Origin of the sequence: Streptomyces sp. ME19-01-6, from assembly GCF_033793745.1 — a bacterium.
Taxonomy (GTDB): Bacteria; Actinomycetota; Actinomycetes; order Streptomycetales; family Streptomycetaceae; genus Streptomyces.
In genome coordinates this window covers 55,318-74,946 of sequence record NZ_JARAXF010000033.1, presented here as the reverse complement: position 1 = coordinate 74,946, position 19,629 = coordinate 55,318, and the positions used below count along the sequence as shown (strand labels likewise).

At 73.3% G+C, this 19,629-nt stretch carries 14 protein-coding genes; 7 read left to right on the top strand and 7 right to left on the bottom strand.

Features of this window, described 5'->3' with window-relative positions; translation table 11 throughout:
* The first annotated feature begins 50 nt into the window (after nt 1-50).
* Together PV419_RS42835 and PV419_RS42830 are read left to right on the top strand one after the other, a co-directional pair.
* Nucleotides 51-1,769, top strand: a complete 1,719-nt coding sequence (locus PV419_RS42835) for an ABC transporter ATP-binding protein (protein ID WP_319698364.1) — start codon at nt 51-53, stop codon at nt 1,767-1,769.
* Complete coding sequence (locus tag PV419_RS42830) at nt 1,766-3,577, top strand: ABC transporter ATP-binding protein (protein WP_319698362.1); 1,812 nt, start codon at nt 1,766-1,768, stop codon at nt 3,575-3,577. Before PV419_RS42835 ends, PV419_RS42830 begins: the two co-directional genes overlap by 4 nt.
* Nucleotides 3,578-3,728: 151 nt before the next feature.
* On the opposite strand, the gene PV419_RS42825 is transcribed toward PV419_RS42830, so the two are convergent.
* On the bottom strand, nt 3,729-4,334 hold the full coding sequence (locus PV419_RS42825; protein WP_319698360.1) for a DUF4291 domain-containing protein: 606 nt from the start codon (nt 4,332-4,334) through the stop codon (nt 3,729-3,731).
* Nucleotides 4,335-4,426: 92 nt separating this feature from the next.
* On the opposite strand from PV419_RS42825, the gene PV419_RS42820 reads away from it, so the two are divergent.
* On the top strand, nt 4,427-5,170 hold the full coding sequence (locus PV419_RS42820) for a DUF429 domain-containing protein (RefSeq protein WP_319698358.1): 744 nt from the start codon (nt 4,427-4,429) through the stop codon (nt 5,168-5,170).
* A gap of 210 nt (nt 5,171-5,380) precedes the next feature.
* Here the strand turns inward: PV419_RS42820 and PV419_RS42815 are convergent, their stop codons facing one another.
* From PV419_RS42815 to PV419_RS42800, 4 genes are all read right to left on the bottom strand, one after another.
* A complete protein-coding gene (locus tag PV419_RS42815) occupies nt 5,381-6,607 on the bottom strand; it encodes a transglycosylase family protein (protein ID WP_319698356.1) in 1,227 nt (408 codons plus the stop codon).
* Nucleotides 6,608-8,635: 2,028 nt separating this feature from the next.
* Nucleotides 8,636-9,445, bottom strand: coding sequence for an SAM-dependent methyltransferase (locus PV419_RS42810; RefSeq protein ID WP_319698355.1), 810 nt, complete (start codon nt 9,443-9,445; stop codon nt 8,636-8,638).
* Nucleotides 9,446-9,493: 48 nt separating this feature from the next.
* On the bottom strand, nt 9,494-9,730 hold the full coding sequence (locus PV419_RS42805; RefSeq protein ID WP_319698354.1) for a DUF397 domain-containing protein: 237 nt from the start codon (nt 9,728-9,730) through the stop codon (nt 9,494-9,496).
* On the bottom strand, nt 9,731-10,591 hold the full coding sequence (locus tag PV419_RS42800) for a helix-turn-helix transcriptional regulator (protein ID WP_319698353.1): 861 nt from the start codon (nt 10,589-10,591) through the stop codon (nt 9,731-9,733).
* A gap of 129 nt (nt 10,592-10,720) precedes the next feature.
* Here PV419_RS42800 and PV419_RS42795 point away from each other — a divergent pair, with 129 nt between their 5' ends.
* On the top strand, nt 10,721-11,137 hold the full coding sequence (locus tag PV419_RS42795) for a hypothetical protein (RefSeq protein WP_319698351.1): 417 nt from the start codon (nt 10,721-10,723) through the stop codon (nt 11,135-11,137).
* Nucleotides 11,138-11,218: 81 nt separating this feature from the next.
* Here the strand turns inward: PV419_RS42795 and PV419_RS42790 are convergent, their stop codons facing one another.
* Nucleotides 11,219-13,126: a pyridoxal phosphate-dependent aminotransferase gene (locus tag PV419_RS42790; RefSeq protein ID WP_415925503.1), complete on the bottom strand. Its 1,908-nt coding sequence runs from the start codon at nt 13,124-13,126 to the stop codon at nt 11,219-11,221.
* Between the two features lie 150 nt (nt 13,127-13,276).
* Nucleotides 13,277-15,565, bottom strand: coding sequence for an ATP-binding protein (locus tag PV419_RS42785; protein WP_319698350.1), 2,289 nt, complete (start codon nt 15,563-15,565; stop codon nt 13,277-13,279).
* Between the two features lie 629 nt (nt 15,566-16,194).
* On the opposite strand from PV419_RS42785, the gene PV419_RS42780 reads away from it, so the two are divergent.
* From PV419_RS42780 to PV419_RS42770, 3 genes are all read left to right on the top strand, one after another.
* Nucleotides 16,195-18,324 carry an ATP-binding protein gene (locus tag PV419_RS42780; RefSeq protein ID WP_319698349.1) on the top strand — a complete coding sequence of 710 codons (2,130 nt, stop codon included), beginning with the start codon at nt 16,195-16,197 and terminating at the stop codon, nt 18,322-18,324.
* Between the two features lie 503 nt (nt 18,325-18,827).
* Complete coding sequence (locus tag PV419_RS42775) at nt 18,828-19,022, top strand: DUF5999 family protein (protein ID WP_319698427.1); 195 nt, start codon at nt 18,828-18,830, stop codon at nt 19,020-19,022.
* Between the two features lie 50 nt (nt 19,023-19,072).
* A complete protein-coding gene (locus PV419_RS42770; protein ID WP_319698348.1) occupies nt 19,073-19,510 on the top strand; it encodes an ATP-binding protein in 438 nt (145 codons plus the stop codon).
* Nucleotides 19,511-19,629: the final 119 nt, after the last annotated feature.

Sequence of the window (19,629 nt, the reverse complement as noted above, 5' to 3'; positions counted from 1 at the left end):
GTTCATGTCCACTCACCCCACCCCCGCCATCCGCGCGAAGGACATGACGTTTGTCGACCTCATCGACCCTGCCCGCCGCAAGGAGGACGACCTCCGGTAGGCACGTTCTCCGCTTCCTCCTGCCGGGCCGCGGCGCCGCCGCACTCCTGGCCCTGACCATCACCGCCGCCACCGCCCTGCCGCTGGCGGCACCCCAGTTCACCCGTCGGCTCGTCGACGGCGCGAGTGCCGGCGACGACACCCGCACGCTCACCCTCACCGCGCTGGCCTACCTCGCCCTGGCCGTCGCCGGGCAGGGCGCCCGTACCGTCACCGCCTGGCTGGCCGGCAAGGCGGCCTGGGACGGCACCAACCGGCTGCGCGAACACCTGGCCGAGCACACGCTCGGCCTGGACCTGGCCTTCCACGGCCGGCACACACCCGGCGAGCTGATCGAGCGGGTGGACGGCGATGTGTCCGCCATCGCCGACTTCGTCGTGGCGTTCCTGCTGGACGTCGTGGCCGGGGTGCTGCTGCTGTGCGGCGTGATCGCTGTGGTGTGCGCGGTCGACCCGCGCATCGGCGTGGCCCTGCTGGCCTACTGCGCGCTGATCGGCCTCGGCATGGTCCACGCCCAGCGCCTGGCCGTACCCTCCGCCACCCGCGCCCGGGCGGCCGGTGCCGCGCTCTTCGGCTTCCTGGAGGAACGGCTCGCCGGAGCCGAGGACCTGCGCGCCAACGGGGCAGGCGAGCACACCGTCCGCCGCTTCCACCAGGCCAGCGCCGTCCTGTGGCGCACCGGACGGCGCGCCAGCGCGGTGGGCAGCGCCGTCCTGGCCGCCACCAGCGTGGCGTTCGCTACCGGCACGGCGCTCATGGCGGGCCTGTCGGGCACCCTCAGCATCGGCACCGCGGTGCTGCTGTTCCAGTACACGCTGATGGTCCGCACCCCGTTCGAGCGGCTGATCGACCAACTGCGCCACTACCAGACCGCCCTCGCCGGAGTGGTCCGCATCGGCGACCTGCTGGCCGAGCGCCGCACACTGACCCTCCTGGCCCCCGCCAAGGAGCTGCCCGCGAGCGGGCCGCTGCGGCTGGAGCTGGACGGCGTCGACTTCGCGTACGACCGCGAAGACGGCGAGCAGGTGCTGCGCGGCATCACCCTCACCCTCGCCCCGGGGGAGACGCTCGGCCTGGTCGGCCGCAGCGGCAGCGGCAAGACCACCATCGCCCGCCTGGTGGCCCGGCTGTACCACCCGACGGCGGGCGCCGTCCGGGTCGGCGGCCTGGACCTGAGCGAGGTGGACACCGCCTCGCTCCGCGACAGGGTCGCCGTGGTCACCCAGGACGTGCAGCTGTTCGCCGCCGACGTCCGGGACAACCTCACCCTGTTCCGCCCCGGATACGACGACGGCCGGCTGAGGGCCGTCCTGGCCGAAGTGGGGCTCCCCGCCTGGGATCTCGACGCCCCGCTCGGCAAGGTCTCCGCGGGCCAGGCACAGCTTCTGGCCTTCGCCCGGGCCCTGCTCGCCGACCCCGGGCTCGTGGTGCTCGACGAGGTGTCCAGCCGGCTCGACCCGGCCACCGAGCGCCATATCGGCCGCAGCACGGCCCGGCTGCTCACCGGCAGGACCGGGGTGCTCATCGCGCACCGGCTCGAATCGCTGTCCCGCGTGGACCGGATCGCGGTCCTGTCCGACGGAGAGGTCGTCGAACACGGCAGGCGGGAGGAGCTTCTCGCCGACCCCGCCAGCCGGTTCGCGCGGATGCTCGCGGGGGTGAGCCGATGAGCCCCCTCGCGGCGGTGACCGCCACCCTGGTCCGCTTCGATCTGCGCCGCTACCTCATCGGCGGCCTGCTGTGGATGCCGGCCAGCGCCCTGCCGCTCGTCGGCGGGCTGATCCTGCAGCGGATGTTCGACCACCTCACCGTGGGCCGAGTGCCCCTGCTGCTGTGCGCGGCCTTCGTGGGGGCGGAGCTGGTCCGCGGCCTGACCATCGTCATCGCCTGGACGTACGGCGACTACTGGTGGAGCGCGGCGGCGGCCCTGCTGCGGGGCAATGTGCTGCGCTCCATCCTGAGGGGTAGAGGGCGGGTACCGCATTCGTCCGGTGAGGCTCTGGCCCGGCTGCGCGACGACGCGGCCGACGTCGTGGAGTTGGTGGACGAGTCGGTGCCCCTGGCCGGAGCCGCGCTCTTCAGCACCGCCGCGCTGGCGATCATGGTGTCCATCCACCCGGCCGCCACGCTGGCCCTGATCGTGCCCGCGCTCGCGATCGGGGCGGCGAGCCGCCTGCTGAACCGTCTGACCGGGCGGCTGCACCGGCAGGCCGCCGCGCGCGGCGCCGCCGTCACCGGCCACCTCGGCGAGATCTTCACCGGCGTGCTCGCCATCAAGACCGCCGGGGCCGAGAAAGCGGCGCTGGAGCGGCTGCGGACGCACAACCGGCTGCGCCGTGACGCGGCGGTCAAGGACCGGCTCGCCACCGACCTGGTGACCACCGCCACCGGCGCGAGCGTCGAGATCGGCGTCGGCCTGGTGCTGCTGCTGGCCGCCCCGGCCATGCGCCGCGGCGAGTTCACCGCGGGCGACCTGGCACTGTTCACCACGTACATCGGCTGGCTCACCGCGCTGCCGCGGACCGTCGGTTCGATCCTCGCCCGGATGCCCCAGGCGGCCGTCTCCACCGAACGGCTGACCCGGCTGACCGGCTCCGGCGACAGCGTGTCCCGCGACACCGGCGTCTGGTTCCACCGGGACTACCCCGCCGCGGTCCCGGCGGCCCACGACGACCCGCTGACAACACTTCAGGCGCGGGGGCTGGCCGCCCGGCACGGCCTGCACGGGGTGGACCTGGAGATCGAACGGGGCACCCTCACCGTGATCACCGGAGCGGTCGGCTCGGGCAAGACGACCCTGCTGCGCACCCTGCTCGGGCTGGAACCACCGGTGGCCGGCACGATCCACTGGAACGGCACTCCGGTGGCCGACCCCGGCGCCTTCCTGGTGCCCGGCCGGGTCGCCTACGTCGGCCAGGTGCCGCGGCTGTTCTCCGCCACGCTGCGGGAGAACCTGCTGCTCGGCTGGGATCCCGAGCGCATCGAGCAGGCGGTGGGGCCCGCGGTGTTCGACCGCGACCTGGCCGCGCTGCCCGACGGCCTGGACACGATGGTCGGCCCCCGGGGCATGCGGCTGTCCGGCGGCCAGGCCCAGCGCGTGACGGTCGCCCGCGCCCTGGTCCGCTCACCCGACCTGCTGGTGGTGGACGACCTGTCCTCGGCGCTGGACGTGGAGACCGAACAACTGCTGTGGGAGCGGATCACCGGTGTCGCCACCCTGCTGGTCGTCTCCCACCGGCCCGCCGTGCTGGCCCGGGCCGACCAGGTCGTCGTCCTGGACCGGGGCCGGGTGGCCGGCCGCGGGACGCTGGACGAACTGCTGGAGAGCTGCCCGGAGATGCGGCGGCTGCGGTCGCGGGAAACCCTGCCGACCCTGGAGACAGGGGACGGCCTCGAAACCCTGGGAACCAGGGACAGCCCGGCAACCCCGGAAACCTCGAGAACCCCGGAAGCCGGGGACAAGGGGACAGCGGGCTAGCGGGAAGGCCGGGCGCTGCCCGGAGCGGGCGGGTGGCGCGTCGGCGCCACGCTCAGCCGCTTCGCTCCGGGCCGCGCTCGTGGCGGAAACCGCTCCACGCGCAGATGCGCCCACCGCGGGAACCGCGCGCCCGCCAGCCGTCTCTCCTCGCTCAGCACGCCACGGGCGCGCGCAGATGGCCCAGCAGTTCGTCCCCGGCCGGGTACGGGCGCTCCTCCGGCAGCAGCTTCGCCGCCGCGTCGAGCTCGTCCCGGCGCACCAGGGCGTGGATCTCGTGCGCCAGCGGGGTCACATCGGTGATCGAGACCGTCCACTCGTCCGCGTAACGGCGCGCCGCCTCGCCCGAGAGACCGAGCTGCAGCGAGCGGTACGGGAGCGGCCGCAGCCGCAGATCGCGCTCGGGGTCCCACTGGACGCGCGCGGGGGCGGCCTGCAACGCCCGCTTCCAGGCGGCCTGGTCGGGGTGGAGCCCGTGTTCGTAGTGCGACAGACACGACCGGCCGAGCGCCCACTCGAAACCGTCGCGGGTGATCTCGACGGCCAGGACGGTCCCCTGCCCCTCCTTGGCGCCCCAGCCGCAGCGGTACATCATCCACAGGAACGATGGCTTGATCCAGGTCATCCGGTCCCGCTTCCAGGCGGCCGGGAAGCGGCCGTCGCGGGCGGCGGGGAGGCCGAGGTGCGGAGCGTATGCCTGGTAGACGGTGACCGTGGACTCCGTGTGGAGCGCGCGGATCTGATGGCGCGGTTCTTGCATGGCCACCAGGGTGGCGGGGGCGGGCCGTCGGCTGCCAGCGAATTACGGCAATGCCGGGCGGCGCGGCCGGGCCGCGTGGTCAGATACGGTGCATGGGTTCCGAAAACGACGTGTCCGACGCCTCTTCTGCCGCCGGAGGCGGGGCCCCGCATGTCGTGGGGGTGGACGCCTGCCCGGCCGGCTGGGTGGCGGTGACCTTGCGCGACGGCCGGTTCGCGGGCGCCGACATGGATCCGGCGCTGGGGGCGCTGCTGGCGCGGGTACGCCGCCTCGCCGGGGCCGACGCCGTGGTGGCGGTCGACATGCCGCTGGGGCTGCTGGAGGCGGGACGGCGCCGCGCGGACGAGCTGGCGCTCGGCCGGGTGGCCCCGCACCGCTCGCGGGTCTTCCCGATACCGCCGCGCCTGGTGTGGGAGGAGTCCGATTACGACGCGGCCAACGAGCGCTGCCGGCGTCTCACGGGCTCGGGGCTGTCCCGCCAGTCCTGGGGCCTGGTGACGAAGCTGCGGGAGGCCAACGCCTGCCGCGAGGGTGGCGAGCGGCGCCTGTACGAGGTGCACCCGGAAGTCTCCTTCGCGGCCATGAACGGCGGCCGTCCGGTGGCCTGGAGCAAGAAGAGCTGGAACGGCCAGGCCCAGCGGCGACGGCTGCTCGGCGAGCAGGGCATCGCCGTGGCCGATGAGCTCGGCCCGGCGGGCCGGGTCCCGCCCGACGACGTCCTGGACGCCGCGGCGGCGGCCTGGAGCGCGCACCGGATCGCCCTCGGCACGGCGGTGAGCCTGCCCGACCCGCCTGAGACGGCGCGTGACGGGCTCCCGGTGGCCATTTGGTACTGACCGGGCCGGGTGGTTCTGGTGGGATCGCGGGTCGGATCCGGTCGGCGTCCTCCGATGCCGACCGGACCCGGTACGGGGCGAAGCGCGGGGGCTGAGACGCCCCGGCGGGGGCACCTCCCAGCGGTAGCTGGGGGCGAACGAGCCTCGAAAAACAGGGGCCGCCCGGCCCCCTCCTCCGGGCGGCCTCCCGTTCGCCGGTCCCGCCAGGCGTCAGACGGTGACTCCGTGCGAGCGCAGATACGCGACGGGGTCGACGTCCGAGCCGTAGCGCGGGCCGGTGCGCACCTCGAAGTGGAGGTGCGGTCCTGTGGCGTTGCCGGTGGCGCCGGAGCGGGCGATCCGCAGGCCGGCGTCCACCGTCTGGCCGGGGCGCACCGCCAGCGAGGACAGGTGCGCGTACTGGGTGTAGAGGCCGTCGGAGTGGCGGATCACCACCTCGTAGCCGTAGGAGCCGCCCCAGCCCGCGGTCACCACGACGCCCGCTGAGGCCGCGCGCACCCCGGTGCCGACGGGCACCACGAAGTCCACCCCGGTGTGGTGGCCGCTGGCCCAGCGCGGGCCGCGGACGCCGTAGGACGTGCCGACCGGGCCGCCGACCGGGGTCACCTGGCGGCGCTGGGCGGCGGGCCGCCGGGCACCGTGGGCCGTGGTGCCGGATGTCGTGGCCCGTGCCTTGCCGGCCCGTTGGTGGCTACTTCGCGCGGAGCGCGGCTGCTTCGCATGCGGCTGCTTCCCGTGCGCCGCCGCCGTGCGCGCCTTGCCGGTGCGGGAGGGGAGGGCGAGCCGCTGGCCGGGATAGATCTTGTCCGGGTCGGGGCCGATGGTGCGCCGGTTGGCGCGGTAGAGCGCCTTCCAGCCGCCGCCCACGGACTCGCGCAGCGCGATGTGCGACAGCGTGTCCCCGGGAGTCACCCGGTACGGCCCGGAGCCGGTGGTGTGCCGCCGCGGGGCAGGGGTGCGGTGGCGGGTTCCCGCGGAGTGGCCTGACCCTGTGGAGTGGCCGGATCCCGCGGACTTGTGGGAGCCTCCGCGGCTCGCGCCGGCCGCGGGCCGGCTCTCGCGGGTCAGCCGCCCCCGTACGGAGCAGACCGGCCAGGCGCCCGGGCCCTGGCGGCGCAGCACCGCCTCGGCCACGGAGATCTGCTGGGTCCGGGTCGCCAGGTCGGCCCGGGCGGCGTACTTGGTGCCGCCGTAGGCCTCCCAGGTGTGCTGGGAGAACTGCAGCCCGCCGTAGTATCCGTTGCCGGTGTTGATGTCCCAGTCGCCGCCGCTCTCGCACTCGGCGACCTTGTCCCAGGTGTCCGAGGGGGCCGCGGTGGCCACATCGGCGCCCAGGAACGGCAGGACGAGGCCCACGCTGCCCGCGGTGAGGGCGGCACACAGGGGCGAGATCCGGCTGGTCGGTGCGGAACGGCGGTGACTTCCTCGTTGGGCCATGGGCCTGTTCCTCTCCACGAGCGTTCGACTCGCCCACCGGCGACCCCGGCGGGCTGTACGAGTACCGCAGCCGGGCGGCGCAGGTCACAAGGCGCAGGGGGCCTCACGGACCGCCGCGCGCCGTCGAACGCCACCCCCGGGGAAGCTGATGCCCCCTCAGCCGTGCACGGCAAGGCGCGTGGAGGACGGGGGGCGCACGGCTCGGCACGGCGCGGGCGGCGGCCTGGACGCCGCGGGCCCTCGCCGCGCCCCGCCCCGCGCCGGGGCCGAGGCCCGGCGGCGTCCGGGCCGGGCCGGGAAATGATTCTTTCCCGGCGCGGGCGGCCGGGTAATCCGCGGGATTGGTTTACCCGCCCCATCGGTACCGCAGGTCGCGGTGCGGGAGGAAATACGGGCGGTGCGGGGGCGACCGGGCGGCGCCGGGCCGGCACTCCGCCGCCGCCCGGAATCCGCGGCCCCCCGCGCGGGGCCGCTCCCCCCGCTCCCGCCGTGGAGATCCGGCCGGGAGGGGAGGGGAAATGCGCGACCGTGCGGCCGGGCCCACCCGTTGGAGCGAGGGAGAGAAGGGGGAGGGAAGCGGGAGAGAGAAGAACGAGAGGAGAAGGGGAGAAGAAGTGCGGATGCGTCATGCGGCCGGTAGCGGCGGGGGCCTGCGCGTTCGCCCCGGCCGCGGCCCTCGGCCGACGCCCCACGCGTGAAGGGACGTCGCTCTTGTTTCGACGGGTCGTCGTCGAGTCGCGGCGCACCGCATATCGGGATCCGGGCCCGACGGTGGCCCGTTCCGCCCCGGCCTGATGGATTTGCGGTCCCTGGCGCGGGGTTCGATCGCAGGACCAGGTCCCGGAGCGGAGCTTGTCGGACGAGGCGGGTCGTATAGCGGCTATCGACGCGGCCCGTGAGCCGCCCCTTGCGGGCGGTAGCCCGTGTGGCGCCGTCGTGCGGAGGCCACCGCCCCGGTCCGGGGCCCGGGACGGCGCCTCCCCGTGGGCGACGAGCCATACGGGACGCCGCCCGGGACCCGCTCCTTCCTGGGGGTTCGGGTGCGCTGCGCGTCGTGTGGGGACGCCGTGCACAGTTCCCGCCCCCGGCCCAGGCCCGAGGCGTAGCGCCGACTGTGCGGCGAGACCTTATATCGGCGTCGTCGGTGCCCCGCGTGCGAGGCGTCCCTTCTCATCCGTATCGATTTACGGCTCCCCGTTGTGCGGACTGTGCCCCGGCCGGGAGGTGGGATGGTGCCTTGCGGCTGACGGGTTCCTTACCGGCCGGATGGATTTGCGGCTCACCGCGCGGCGTTCGGCCTCCGGGCCGGGCCCGGGACGGAGGCGGAGCCCGCCGCTACACGTCCGGGCCGTGAAATCGACCTTGCGTGAACCGTCCCTTCTCGGCCGTGGCGATATCCGCTCTGCCGTGCGAGGCTCCGGCCGAGTCCGCGGCCCCGGGGCGGAGCCCGTGGTGCGTGCCGGAGCCGCAAAACGATGCCGCCCGCGAGGGACGGGACGAGGGGCGGGATAGGGAAAGATCCGCCGCACCGCCGTGCTTCTCCCGAAAAGGCGGTCGCCGCCGAGGGCCGGAACTGGCGGAGAACAAGGCGGTCCACGTATAGCGGGAGGCCCGCCGCCGCGCATACCATGTCAATCACATCGACTTCCTTCGCAGACCGCCCGCCGCGGCGGCTTGTGAATAAGCAACTCTCCCCGCCGTCCGGTCGGGACCTGGGAGGGCATCAGTCCCTCTTTAGCCGGGGCCTCGTCCGCCGGTGAGCGGTCAGGGCCCGCGGCCGGGCTCGCACCGCCCGGGGAGCACACCGCGCCTACGCTGCGCGGAGGTTGCCGCCGCTCGCCGCCGTACGTGCTGTGTCGTATCCATGCGTACGTCATGCCGCCGGACGCCCGACCGAGGGGCGCACGCCGAGCCGTCGCATGCCGCCGACCGCCCGTCGAACACCGGACAGCACCCGCTGATCCGGGCGCCCGCTGCCGCGGGAAGGCGGCGGGCGGTGTCGGCGTTCGGGACCGCTGTCGGCCGGGCTCAGGGCTTGCGCGCCAGGCCCGCGTAGACGGTGACCGGCGGGCCGTCGGGGGCGAGTTCCTCCTCCGCGGCGTCCGGCTGCCAGTGCGAGACCAGGACCGGCGCCGGGCCGACGGGCTCCAGGCCGTGGAAGAACCTCGCCACCTCCGCCCGGGTGCGTGGCCGCAGGGTCACGCCACCCTCGCGGTACAGGGCCACGACCCGCTCCGCCTCCTCCTCGCTGCCGTCGGAGGTGGCGTGGGAGAACACCAGGTGGCTGCCCGGGGCGAGCGCGTCCATCAGGCCGTGCACCAGGTCGTAGGCGCCGTCCTCGTCCGGGATGAAGTGCATGAGCGAGATGAGGGAGAGGGCGACCGGTCGGCTCAGGTCGAGCACCTCGGCGGCCAGCTCGATGATCTTCCCGGGCTCGCGCACATCCGCTTCGAGGTAGTGGGTGGCCCCCTCCGGGGTGCTGCGCAGCAGGGCCTCGGCGTGGCGCAGCACGATGGGGTCGTTGTCCGTGTAGATGACGCGGGAGTCGGGGGCGGTCCGCTGGGCGACCTGGTGGAGGTTGGGCTCGGTGGGAATCCCGGTGCCGATGTCGAGGAACTGGCGGGTGCCGGCGCGGGCGAGCCACTCGGTGGCGCGGTGCATGAACAGCCGGTTGACCTTGGCGGAGTTCCTGATGGTGGGGTCGATGTCGAGGACCTGTACGGCCAGTTGTTCATCGACGGGGTAGTTGTTCTTGCCGCCGAGTATGTAGTCGTAGACGCGGGCCGGATGGGGCCTGCTGGTGTCGATTCTGGTGGGCTCGGGCCCGGGTGCTGACATGAAGCGCTCCATGGGGGTCGGCGCGGTGGTTCGGGGGGTGCGGGCGCGTCAGGAGACCAGGAAGTCGGCCTTGCCGGCCTTGGCGCCCTGGATAAAGGCGATGATCTCGCTGCGGGTGTAGATCAGCGCCGGGCCCTCCGGATCGGTGGACTGACGGAGCGCGACCCGGCCGTCGTCCAGTTTCCTGGCCTCGACGCAGTTGCCGCCGTTGCCGCCGCTCCACGGCTTGTGCCAGCCCTCGGTGCCGAGGTCGGCCGCGCGCATGCCGTTGTAAATGCGATCCATTCAGAGCTCCTTGCGGAAATCGCGGAGGATTTCCTTTGTGCGTCGTGCGGTTGCCGCCTGGGCCGCCATGCGGTCCAGGACCTCCAGGTGGGAGGCCACCTCGACACGTTCGTCGAGGTAGACGGCGCCGGTCAGGTACTCGACGTAGACCATGTCCGGCAGTTCGGGGACAGCGAAGCGAAAGAGGACGAAGGGCCCGTAGGTGCCCGGGTGGTGTCCCGACGAGAACTCCGCGATCTGCAGGGTGACGTTCGGCCGCTCGGTGGCCGTCAGCAGCCGGTCGATCTGCCGCCGCATCACCTCGGGGGTGCCGACGGGGCGGCGCAGCACGGTCTCGTCCAGCACCACCCACAGATGCGGGGCGTCCTCGCGGGTGAGCAGTCCCTGGCGCTCCATGCGCAGGGCGACATGCCGCTCGGACTCCTCGGCGTCGATCTGGCCGACGGCGCCGGTGCGCATGATGGCCCGGGCGTAGTCCTCGGTCTGCAGCAGGCCGGGGACGAAGTGCGGCTCGTACGCGCGGATGACCGCGGCCGCGCCCTCCAGGCTGACGTGCACGCTGAACCAGTCGGGCAGGATGTCGTGGAACCGCTGCCACCAGCCGGGCCGGTTGGCCTCCTCGGTCAGGGCGATGAACGCCTCGGCCTCGCCGCCGGTGACGCCGTAGGCGTCCAGCAGCATCCGTACGTACGGGATCTTGAGGGCGACCTCGGCGGTCTCCATCCTGCGGATGGTGGCGGGTGCCACATGCAGCACCTTGGCGGCCTGCTCGCGCTTGAGACCGGCTCTCTCGCGCAGATCCCGCAGGCGCTTGCCGAGGACGACCTGGCCCACGGTCGGGGCGGACCGCGGTTCACTCACTTCTAACCTCCCGCAGCTGATGCCCGAAGTGTGTCATGCCCTGAATGGAGCGGACACACTGCACTTGCGACTCTGCACTTTTCAGAGTGCCTCTTGCCAAGTGCACAAGGCGTTACGCATAGTGGCGTCGTGATCCCGTCAACTCCCGCGGCGCCGCCCAGGCCCGGCTGTCGACAGCGCCTGGAGCTGCCGCCCACGCTGTCCGCCGACGCCGGATACGACGCCATCGCCCTGCCGGAGCGGCATGGACGTCGAGTCATGGAGCTGCTGCCCAGGGCGGGCTGTGTCTACTCCGCCGTCGGCCGGTGGTGGTGGATCGTCCCGCCGCGGTCGGACTGTGGGCTCAACTGGCCCGCGATCGCCCTGTACTCGGTCGGCGCGGTGGTGACCGATGCGCGGGGGCGGTCGGATCCGGCGGCCGAGACGCCCCGGCTGATCCACCGGCCCGACGGCACCGTGCCGTACACCCACCCGCTGGTGCTGCACATCGCCGTATGCGCGGTCGCCGGAATCTCCCCGGCCTGGCCGGGCCAGGCCGGGCCGTAACGTCCCGTCGGCCCCGTCAGGAGCTGCGTCTCGCCCGGCCGGGGCCCGTCCGTGGACGGACCCCGGGGCCCCTGCCCGCCGTCATGAACCGTTGTCGGTCTGCAGATACGCGGCGGGGCGCGGATAGCGGCGCAGGGCGCCCCCGCCGGGCGGGTCGTCGCTGTCGATGGACGGACGTGCCGCGGCCGGCGCCGGGCCGGGGACGGAGTCGGTGACGACTGTCGGCATGTAGATGAGGGTGTCGTCCGTCGACATGCCCGTCCCGACGGCGGCCGGGTCCGGCGCGTAGACCGTCATCCGGCCGCCTGAGGGCTGCTGTGCTGCGGATTGAGCGGGCTGCGCGGGCTGCGGCGCACTCGGCTGCGGTGACTGCTGCAGGGCCTGCTGCATGGCCTGCAGCCGGGCGTAGGCGCCCGTCGTCTGCTGGGCCTGGAAGGGCGGCATCTGACCGGCGGGGGTGTACGCGGCGGGGGTCAGCTCGGCCATCGGCTGCGCCTGGAACTGCGGATAGGCCGCGGGCGTCGCCTGCTGCGCCGCGTACACGCCATAGGTGCCCTGCGCCGTCTGGAGCGGGGCGGCGGGGTACAGGGCCGGTTGCTGTTGCTGTTGCTGTTGCTGTTGCTGCTGGGCGGACTGGAGCAACTGCTGGAGCTCGGACTGCGGCTGCGGCAGGGCGTAGTACGAGAGCTGCTCCGGCAGCGCGTACGGAGGTTGCTGCTCCAGCGCGTACGGCGCCTGCTGCGGCAGGGCGTACGAGGGCTGCTGCGGCAGGGGCGCCTGCTGCGGCAGGGCGTACGAGGGCTGCTGCTCCAGCGCGTAGGACGGTTGCTGCTCCAGGGAGGGCTGCGGGGCGTACCAGGCCGTGCCGTACAGCACCGTGCTCAGCCCGGTCAGCAGCCGCTGCACATCCGGCTGGGAGCGCACCACCAGCCGCATGAACTGGCTGCTGCTGCCCAGCTTGTTGCCGCATTCGCGGACCAGTACGCCGTGTTCGGACAGCAGCCGGTCGCGCACCTGGGCGCCGTCGGCGCCCTCCGGGAGCTTGACGAAGACGAAGTTGCCCTGGGAGGGATAGACCGTCAGCCCGGGCAGGTTGGCCAGCGACGCGGTCATCTCCTGCCGGTCACGGCTGAGCATGCGCAGACTCTGCGCGTACTCCGGCTGGTATCGCTTCAGCATGAAGACGATGACCTCGGCGAAGGAGTTGAGGTTCCATTTCGGTAACCGGGAGCGTATCTGGACGGCCAGCGCCGGATTGGCGACCAGATAGCCGAAACGGACGCCGTGCAGGCCGAAGTTCTTGCCGAGGCTGCGCAGCACGATGACATTGGGCCGCAGCACCGCCTCGTCCACGACGCTCGGATAGGCCTCGGCGTCGGCGAACTCCAGAAAGGACTCGTCGATGACGACCAGATCGAGGTCGGCGAGGGCGTCCATCATGGCGACGACGGCGTGCCGGGGCAGCAATCCGCCGTCGGGGTTGTTCGGGTTGCAGATCACCGCGACCCGCGAACCCCGGGACCTCACGAAGGAGACGAAGGCGTCCGGGTCGAGCCGGAAGCCGTCCATCTCCGGGAGCTGGAACATGTCGACGCGCTTGCCGGTCTCCATCGGCTGGTCAGTCCACCGGCCGAAGGTGGGGATCGGCACCGCCAGGCTCTCCTTGACCATCAGGTGGTCGATCCAGGTGATGAGCTCGGTCGAGCCGTTGCCCATCGCCATGGTCTGCGGCTGCAGCCCGAGCAGGCTGGCCAGCTCGGCGGTGATGGTGTCCGCCGAGCTCGGGTAGTACGTGAGGATGTCCCGCAGCCGGACCGCCAGCACCGCGAACATGGCGGGCGTGGGGAAGTACGGGTTGCAGGGGATGCAGAAGTCGACGACGTCCTGGCCCACTCCCGCGCGGGAGAGCGAGAAATAGGACGGGCTGTGGTTGGTGCCACGGAAGAGCTCCATGGCATTACCGGAATTGCCGACTGCGGCAACAGTCACAGCAGGACCTCCTCGGTCACGGGGCCGTGCGAACACGACCGTTGCTGCTCTGTCTCCAGAGCCTGCTGCATGATCCCTCAAAGGTTGGTCTACTGAGGATTTTCGTGGGGTGTTTGAGGAGTTCGGGACAGGGGAACAAGTGGGCGGTTATCATTCCGCCTCAACATCCTGTTCGGGCCGGTTCTGTCCGGCGACCCAGACTGCCACCTGGGCCCGGGAGTTGAACCCGAGTTTGCTCAGAATGCGCTCGATATGGCCCTCGGCGGTGCGCTGGGCGATCACCAGCGCGGCCGCGATCTCCTTGTTGCTCAACCCCTGCGCCACCAGTCGCGCGATCTCGGTCTCCCGTGGCGTCAGCGGCGAGGGCTGCTCGCACTCTCCGGCCGGGGCCCGGGTGGGCAGCTGGTCCTGGAGCGCGAAGGTCAGCGCCTCGTCGTAGGAGAGCCGGGCACCCTCCTTCACGGCCGCCTGGAACGCCTGCTTGCCCAGGGACCGGCGGGCGTCCGCCTCGCAGGCCTCGTGGTAGCGGACGAGGTGGCCGTACCCGGACAGCGGGGCGCCGATGGTCTGCCAGATGTTCCGCAGGGCGCCCAGCAGCCTGGCGGCCCGCTCGTACCGGCTCTGCGAGGCCGAGATCCAGGCCAGCACCTCCAGGTTGACCCCGACCCCCAGCGGGTCGTCCAGCGAGCGGTTGAAGGTCAGGCTCTCGCCCTCCAGGGCGGCCGCTCGCTCGTGGTCGCCCTGGCGCCACACCTCGACGCCGAGCGCCATCGTCGTGTACGCCCGGTGCCAGCCCTCCTCGTGCGCGTCGCACACCGCCAGCGACTCCTCGCCCACCGCGATGGCGCGTGGCGAGTCGCCCAGGAAGGAGTGGGCCAGGGAGAGCCGGATGAGCGCGAGCACCGTCCCCACGGGGTCGCCGGCGGCGCGATGGTGCGCCACGGCCTCCTCGTACAGCCCGATCGCCGACTCGGTGTCGCCCCGGCACATGGCGATCATCCCGGAGTAGAGCGCGACATAGCCGAGGAGTGCGTCCTGCCGCAGCCGGCCGCCGAGCGCCCGGCACTCCTCGAGCATGGCGGCGGCCGCGTCGATGTCGGACTGGATGATGGCCAGCCAGCTGTCGGTCCACAGCGCCCGGGCGCGCACCTCGGTCGGCTCGGGGCACAGGGCCAGACCGCGGTCCAGCCAGCCGCGCCCCTCGGCGAGGTAGTAGCTGGTGATCCAGTGGTAGAGCAGGTCGGTCGCCATGCCGAGCCCGGCCGGGGCCTGCCCGGGCTCGGTGAAGCTGTACTCCAGCGCGGCGCGCAGATTGGCGTACTCCCGCTGGAGCCGGTCGAACCACGGCACCTGCGAGGGGCCGAACAGCTCCGCGCGCGCCGTGGCCGCCAGCCGCTGGTAGTAGTCCCGGTGGCGGCGCAGCCGCACCGCCTCCTCCCCGGCCGCGGCGAGCCGCTCCCGGCCGTAGTGGCACAGCGTGTCCAGCATCCGGTAGCGCACCGCCTCCGGGTGGTCCTCCCGGATCAGCACCGACTTGTCCACCAGCCCGGCCACCAGGTCCAGGACCTCCTCGCGGCCGATGCCGTCGCCGCCGCACACCGCCTCGGCCGCCTCCAGGTCCAGGCTCCCGGCGAACACCGAGACCCGGGCCCACAGCAGCTGCTCCTTGTCGGTGCACAGGTCATAGCTCCAGTCGACCAGCGCCCGCAGCGTCTGATGGCGCGGCAGGACCGTCCGCGAGCCGGTGGTGAGCAGCCGGAACCGGTCGTCCAGCCGGTCGAGCAGCTGCTGCACGGACAGCGCCCGCAGCCGCGCCGCCGCCAGCTCGATGCCCAGCGGAATGCCGTCCAGCTGACGGCAGACCCGCTCCACCGCGTCCCGGGTGGCCTCGGTGACGGCGAACCCGGGCAGGATGGCACCGGCCCGCTCCTCGAACAGCCGCACCGCGTCGCACTGCGCCAGGGCGGCGAGGGACAGCCGGGGGCCCGCGGCGTCCGGCAGCGCCAGCGCCGGGACGGGCAGCGTCTGCTCGCCGGCCGTGCCCAGCGCCTGCCGGCTGGTGGCCAGGACGCGCAGCCGGGGGGCCTCGCGCAGCAGTCGGCCGGTGAGCAGCGCGCACGCCTCCACCAGCTGCTCGCAGTTGTCCAGCAGGATCAGCGCCTGTTTGTCCCGCAGATGGTCCACCAGGGCCTCGACCGGGGGCCGGGAGGAGTGGTCCCGCAGCTCCAGCGCCTCGCTGACGCTCTGTGTCAGCAGCCCGGGGTCGGCCAGCGCGGCCAGCTCGACCAGCCACACCCCGTCCGGGAACGCCCGGCGCGCGTCCTCGGCCACCCGCAGCGCCAGCCGGGTCTTGCCGACCCCGCCCACCCCGGTCAAGGTCACCAGCCGGGAGGCGGACAGCAGCCGCTTGACCTCGGCCGTTTCGTGCCGACGTCCCACAAAACTCGTCACCTCGGCCGGCAGCCTTCCGGTGTGCCGACCGTTCGAGGTGCCTGATGCCACCGCGCTCATGGATGCCTCGAGCCAATCCCGGCCGACGGGCCGCGGACGCCGTCGAGCGTGCCGACCGGGCCGACACTTCCAGGCTCTCACTTTTCCCTCGGGCATCTGCAGTGATGCGCGGCGATGTGTCGTCGGTCGTATGTGGGTGCGTGGATCGAATGCGTGGCCTTTCCGCAGTCATGTCGTTGATCGGATGACAGCATCACGGCTGCGGCGAGGGGGCGCCGGTGAGCCGGAGGCTTCCGCTCGGTGAGGGGGAGACAGCGCAACGATGATCCCGGCCGGGCGCTGCTGCGGCTGCAGCTGCCCACCCGCCCCGACCCTGCGCTCGTCGTATGCGGACTGGACGTGGGTGGCCTGCCCGATCACGCTGCCGCCTGGGCGCGGGCTTCCACCTGCACGCCTACGCCACCCCACCACGGTGGGAGATGATCCAGCCGATCCCACAACTTGCGGACACACAGGATTACTTAGCTGATCAGAGGCGCTATGCCCTGGGCTTTCCGGAGCGCGCAGGACCCGGGAATATTGCGTGAAAATGGCGTGAAATGGGAAGAATGGCATCAATGAACCATTTGAGCCGTTTGGTGGGGCGGGCGAACGAGCTGTCCGGGGCCCGGAGGCTGCTCGGGCGGACACGGCTGCTCACTCTCACCGGCGTCGCGGGAGTGGGCAAGAGCCGGCTGGCGCTGAGCGTGGCCGAGCTGGTGCGCGGCGACTTCCCGGATGGTGTGTGGACGGCCGAGCTCGCCCCGCTGGAGGACCCGAGCCTGCTCCCGCAGACCGTCGCGAGCGCGGTGGGGCTGCGGGGCCAGGCGGCGCGGCCCGCGGTGGAGGTGCTGGGCGATCATCTGAGCGGCAAGCGTGCGCTGCTGGTCCTCGACAACTGCGAGCATCTGGTGGAGCCCTGCGCGCTGCTCGCCGACCGCCTGCTGCGGCGGGCTCCCCGGCTGTGCGTGCTGGCCACCAGCCGTGAGCCGCTGCGGGTGGAGGGGGAGGCGGTCCTGTGGGTGCCCTCGCTGCCCGTGCCCGAACCGCACCGGCGGTACAGCCCCGAGGCGCTGGCCCGCTACCCGGCGGTGCAGCTCTTCGTGGCCCGCGCGGCGCGGGTGTCGCCCGCGTTCACCCTCGACGCGCACAACGGCGACGCCGTGGCCCTGCTGTGCGGGCGGCTGGACGGCCTCCCGCTGGCCATCGAACTGGCCGCGGTCGGGCTGCGTACCCTCAGCCCCGAGCAGGTGCTGGACCAGTTGGACCAGTGGCTGGAGCCCGCGGCGGGGGAGTCGGCGGCAGGGGAGCCGGCGGCGGAGGAAGCCGCCGCGGCCCGCTCCCGCCACGAGACCCTGGGCGCGGCCGTCGACTGGAGCTTCGACCTGTGCTCTCCGGGTGAGCGGACCCTGTGGGCCCGGGTGTCGGTGTTCGCCGGGGACTTCGGCCTGCGGGCGGCGGAGCGGGTCTGCTCCGGTGACGGCGTCGACCGCCTGGACGTGCTCGACCTGGTGACCGGGCTGGTCGACAAGTCGATTCTGGTGCGGGAGGAGCGGGGCGACGAGGTCCGCTACCGGCTGCTGGAGACGATCCGGAAGTACGGCCGGGCGCGGCTGGCCGGATACGGGCAGGCCGCGGAGTTGCGGCGGCGCCACCGCGACTGGTACCGCGATCTGGTGCGCGAGGCCGAGGGGGAGTGGCTCACCCCGCGGCAGGAGGAGTGGCTCACCCGGCTGCGCGGCGAGCTCGCGAACCTCCGCGCGGCCCTGGAGTTCTGCTGCGCCGAGCCCGGCGAGGCCCGCGCCGGGCTGGAGACAGCCGCGGGGCTGTGGCCCCACTGGATCTGCGGCGGCAGCCTCGGCGAGGGGCGCCACTGGCTCGGCCAGGCGCTGTGGCTCGCCCCCGAGGACAGCGTGGCCCGCGGCAAGGCCCTGTGGGTGGACGCGTGGCTCGCGGCGCTCCAGGGGGACACCGCCTCGGCCCTGCCCCGGCTCGACGAATGCCGGGAACTGGCCCTCCGGCTCGGGCACGAGCCCACCTTGATCCGCGCCATCCAGCACCGGGGCGCCCTCGCGCTGTACGAGGGCGACTTCCCCCGGGCGATCCGCCTCATCGAGAAGGCGCTGCAGGGCCATCGCGCGGCCCGCGACCGCAACGGCATGATGACCGCGCTCTATCAACTGACCATGGCCTGCGCCCTGTCCGGCGACGACCGCGCGTCGGTCTACGGCGAGGAGTGCCTGGCGCTGTGCGAGGCCGCCGGGGCCCAGTGGACCCGCTCCTACGCGCTGTGGGCACTGGGCCTGCACACCTGGCGCCGCGGCGACCGGCGGCGCGCGACCGCCCTGGTGCGGGGCGCCCTGCGGACCCGCTGGGCGGTGCGCGACGGGTGGGGGATGGCGCTGTGCATCGAGGCGCTGGCCTGGACCGCGGCCTTCGGCGGGCAGCCTGGGCACGGTGCGCGGCTGCTGGGCTCGGCGGACGCGATGTGGAGCTCCCTGGGCGCCTCGCCCTCGGGGTTCCGGCACCTGGCCGCCGTGCACGACGAGGTGGCCGCCCGGCTCCGCGCCGACCTGGGGACCGGCGCGTACGCCGCCGCGTACCGGGCGGGGGCGCGGCTGACGACCGACGAGGCGGCGGCCACCGCCCTGTATGACCCGCCCCGCCTCCACCCCCACGGCCGCCGCGCGGCCTCGGCCGGCGCGTGAGCGGCCGGCCCGGTGCGGGGCGGACCCCGTGGCTCCGTCGGACTGCGGCGTGGCGTCGGTGGGTGCACCGGCCGTCGTGAGGAGGCGGCGGGGAGGATGTCCCCGCCGAATGGCCGGAGCCTCTGAACCGTCGGGCACCTCCGGAGCCGCGCTGCCGGCGCGTGAGCGGCCGGCCCGGTGCGGTGCGGGCCCCGTGGCTCTGTCGGACCGCGGCGTGGCGTCGGTGGGTACACCGGCCGTCGCGGGGAGATGTCCCCGCCGAGCGGCGCTCGGACCTGGGGACGGCGGGGGCACCAGCGGGGCCACCGCGCCGCGCGGCGCGGTGGCCGGTGGGATCTCGCGGCGCCTGTCGGGCGAGGGCCCGCCGGGGCGGCCCCGCGGCCGCGGATCGGGTACCCGTGCGGGGATTTCTCCCCTCCCCGCCGGATGTGCCCCGACGCATGCTGGTGGTCGTCTCGATTCCGGATTCCGCCGGAAGTCGGCGGAAGATCGAAGGCCCAGCCATGTGTGATCATCAGCCCCCCTGCCCGCCCGCCGACGCCTCCGACCACGACTCGGCGCGTCTGGTGGCGACCCATCCCGAACAAGGGTGGAGTCTCCTCTGCAATGGCGTGGTGATCTTCGCGGACACGGGTGAACTGCTCCCCGACGGTCGCGTGATCCCCGCCCCCCGTATCAGTCCGGGCCAGGCCGCATGAATTCGCCCGCGGTGGCCGTGGCCCCGCCGCCGGGTACCCTCCGGCGGCCGGTGCGGCGTGGTGCCCGCGTCGCCGACCGGGGGGTCTCCTGGGTGTTGCCGCCCCATCCCTCCTCGGTGTCCAGCGCCCGTCGGCTGGTCCTGTCGCAGCTGGCCGTATGGGCGCTCGCCGGGTCGGCGGAAGACGCCGAGCTGCTGGTCAGCGAGGCGGTCACCAACGCGCTGCGGCACACCGGCGGGGCCGTCCGGCTGACGCTGTGCCTGTGCCCGGCGGACGAGGCGCTGCGCTGTGAGGTGGAGGACGCCGACCCCACGCTCCCGCGGGCGCGCCAGGCCCGCGAGGACGACGAGGGCGGCCGGGGCCTCTACATGATCGATCTGCTGGCCCGCTGCTGGGGCAGCCACCTGACGGGAACGGGCAAGACCGTGTGGTTCGAACTGCACGTCCGCCCCGGCGCCGAGGGGCGTCGGAACCCCGACGGCATGTGACCCACGACGACATGTGACCTACGACGAAAGGAGATGCCATCGGACGGTACAGCGCATACACGCACTCCGTGATGCCGAAAAGGCCCGGGGACCGGAAGGTGAGTGCCCTCCACCGCGAC

Bases quoted from the DNA above. Each gene is read 5' to 3' on its own strand.
- PV419_RS42830 (WP_319698362.1), top strand. From the start codon at position 1,766: ATGAGCCCCCTCGCGGCGGTGACCGCCACCCTGGTCCGCTTCGATCTG.
- PV419_RS42825 (WP_319698360.1), bottom strand. From the start codon at position 4,334: ATGCAAGAACCGCGCCATCAGATCCGCGCGCTCCACACGGAGTCCACG.
- PV419_RS42820 (WP_319698358.1), top strand. From the start codon at position 4,427: ATGGGTTCCGAAAACGACGTGTCCGACGCCTCTTCTGCCGCCGGAGGC.
- PV419_RS42815 (WP_319698356.1), bottom strand. From the start codon at position 6,607: ATGGCCCAACGAGGAAGTCACCGCCGTTCCGCACCGACCAGCCGGATC.
- PV419_RS42810 (WP_319698355.1), bottom strand. From the start codon at position 9,445: ATGTCAGCACCCGGGCCCGAGCCCACCAGAATCGACACCAGCAGGCCC.
- PV419_RS42805 (WP_319698354.1), bottom strand. From the start codon at position 9,730: ATGGATCGCATTTACAACGGCATGCGCGCGGCCGACCTCGGCACCGAG.
- PV419_RS42780 (WP_319698349.1), top strand. From the start codon at position 16,195: ATGAACCATTTGAGCCGTTTGGTGGGGCGGGCGAACGAGCTGTCCGGG.
- PV419_RS42775 (WP_319698427.1), top strand. From the start codon at position 18,828: ATGTGTGATCATCAGCCCCCCTGCCCGCCCGCCGACGCCTCCGACCAC.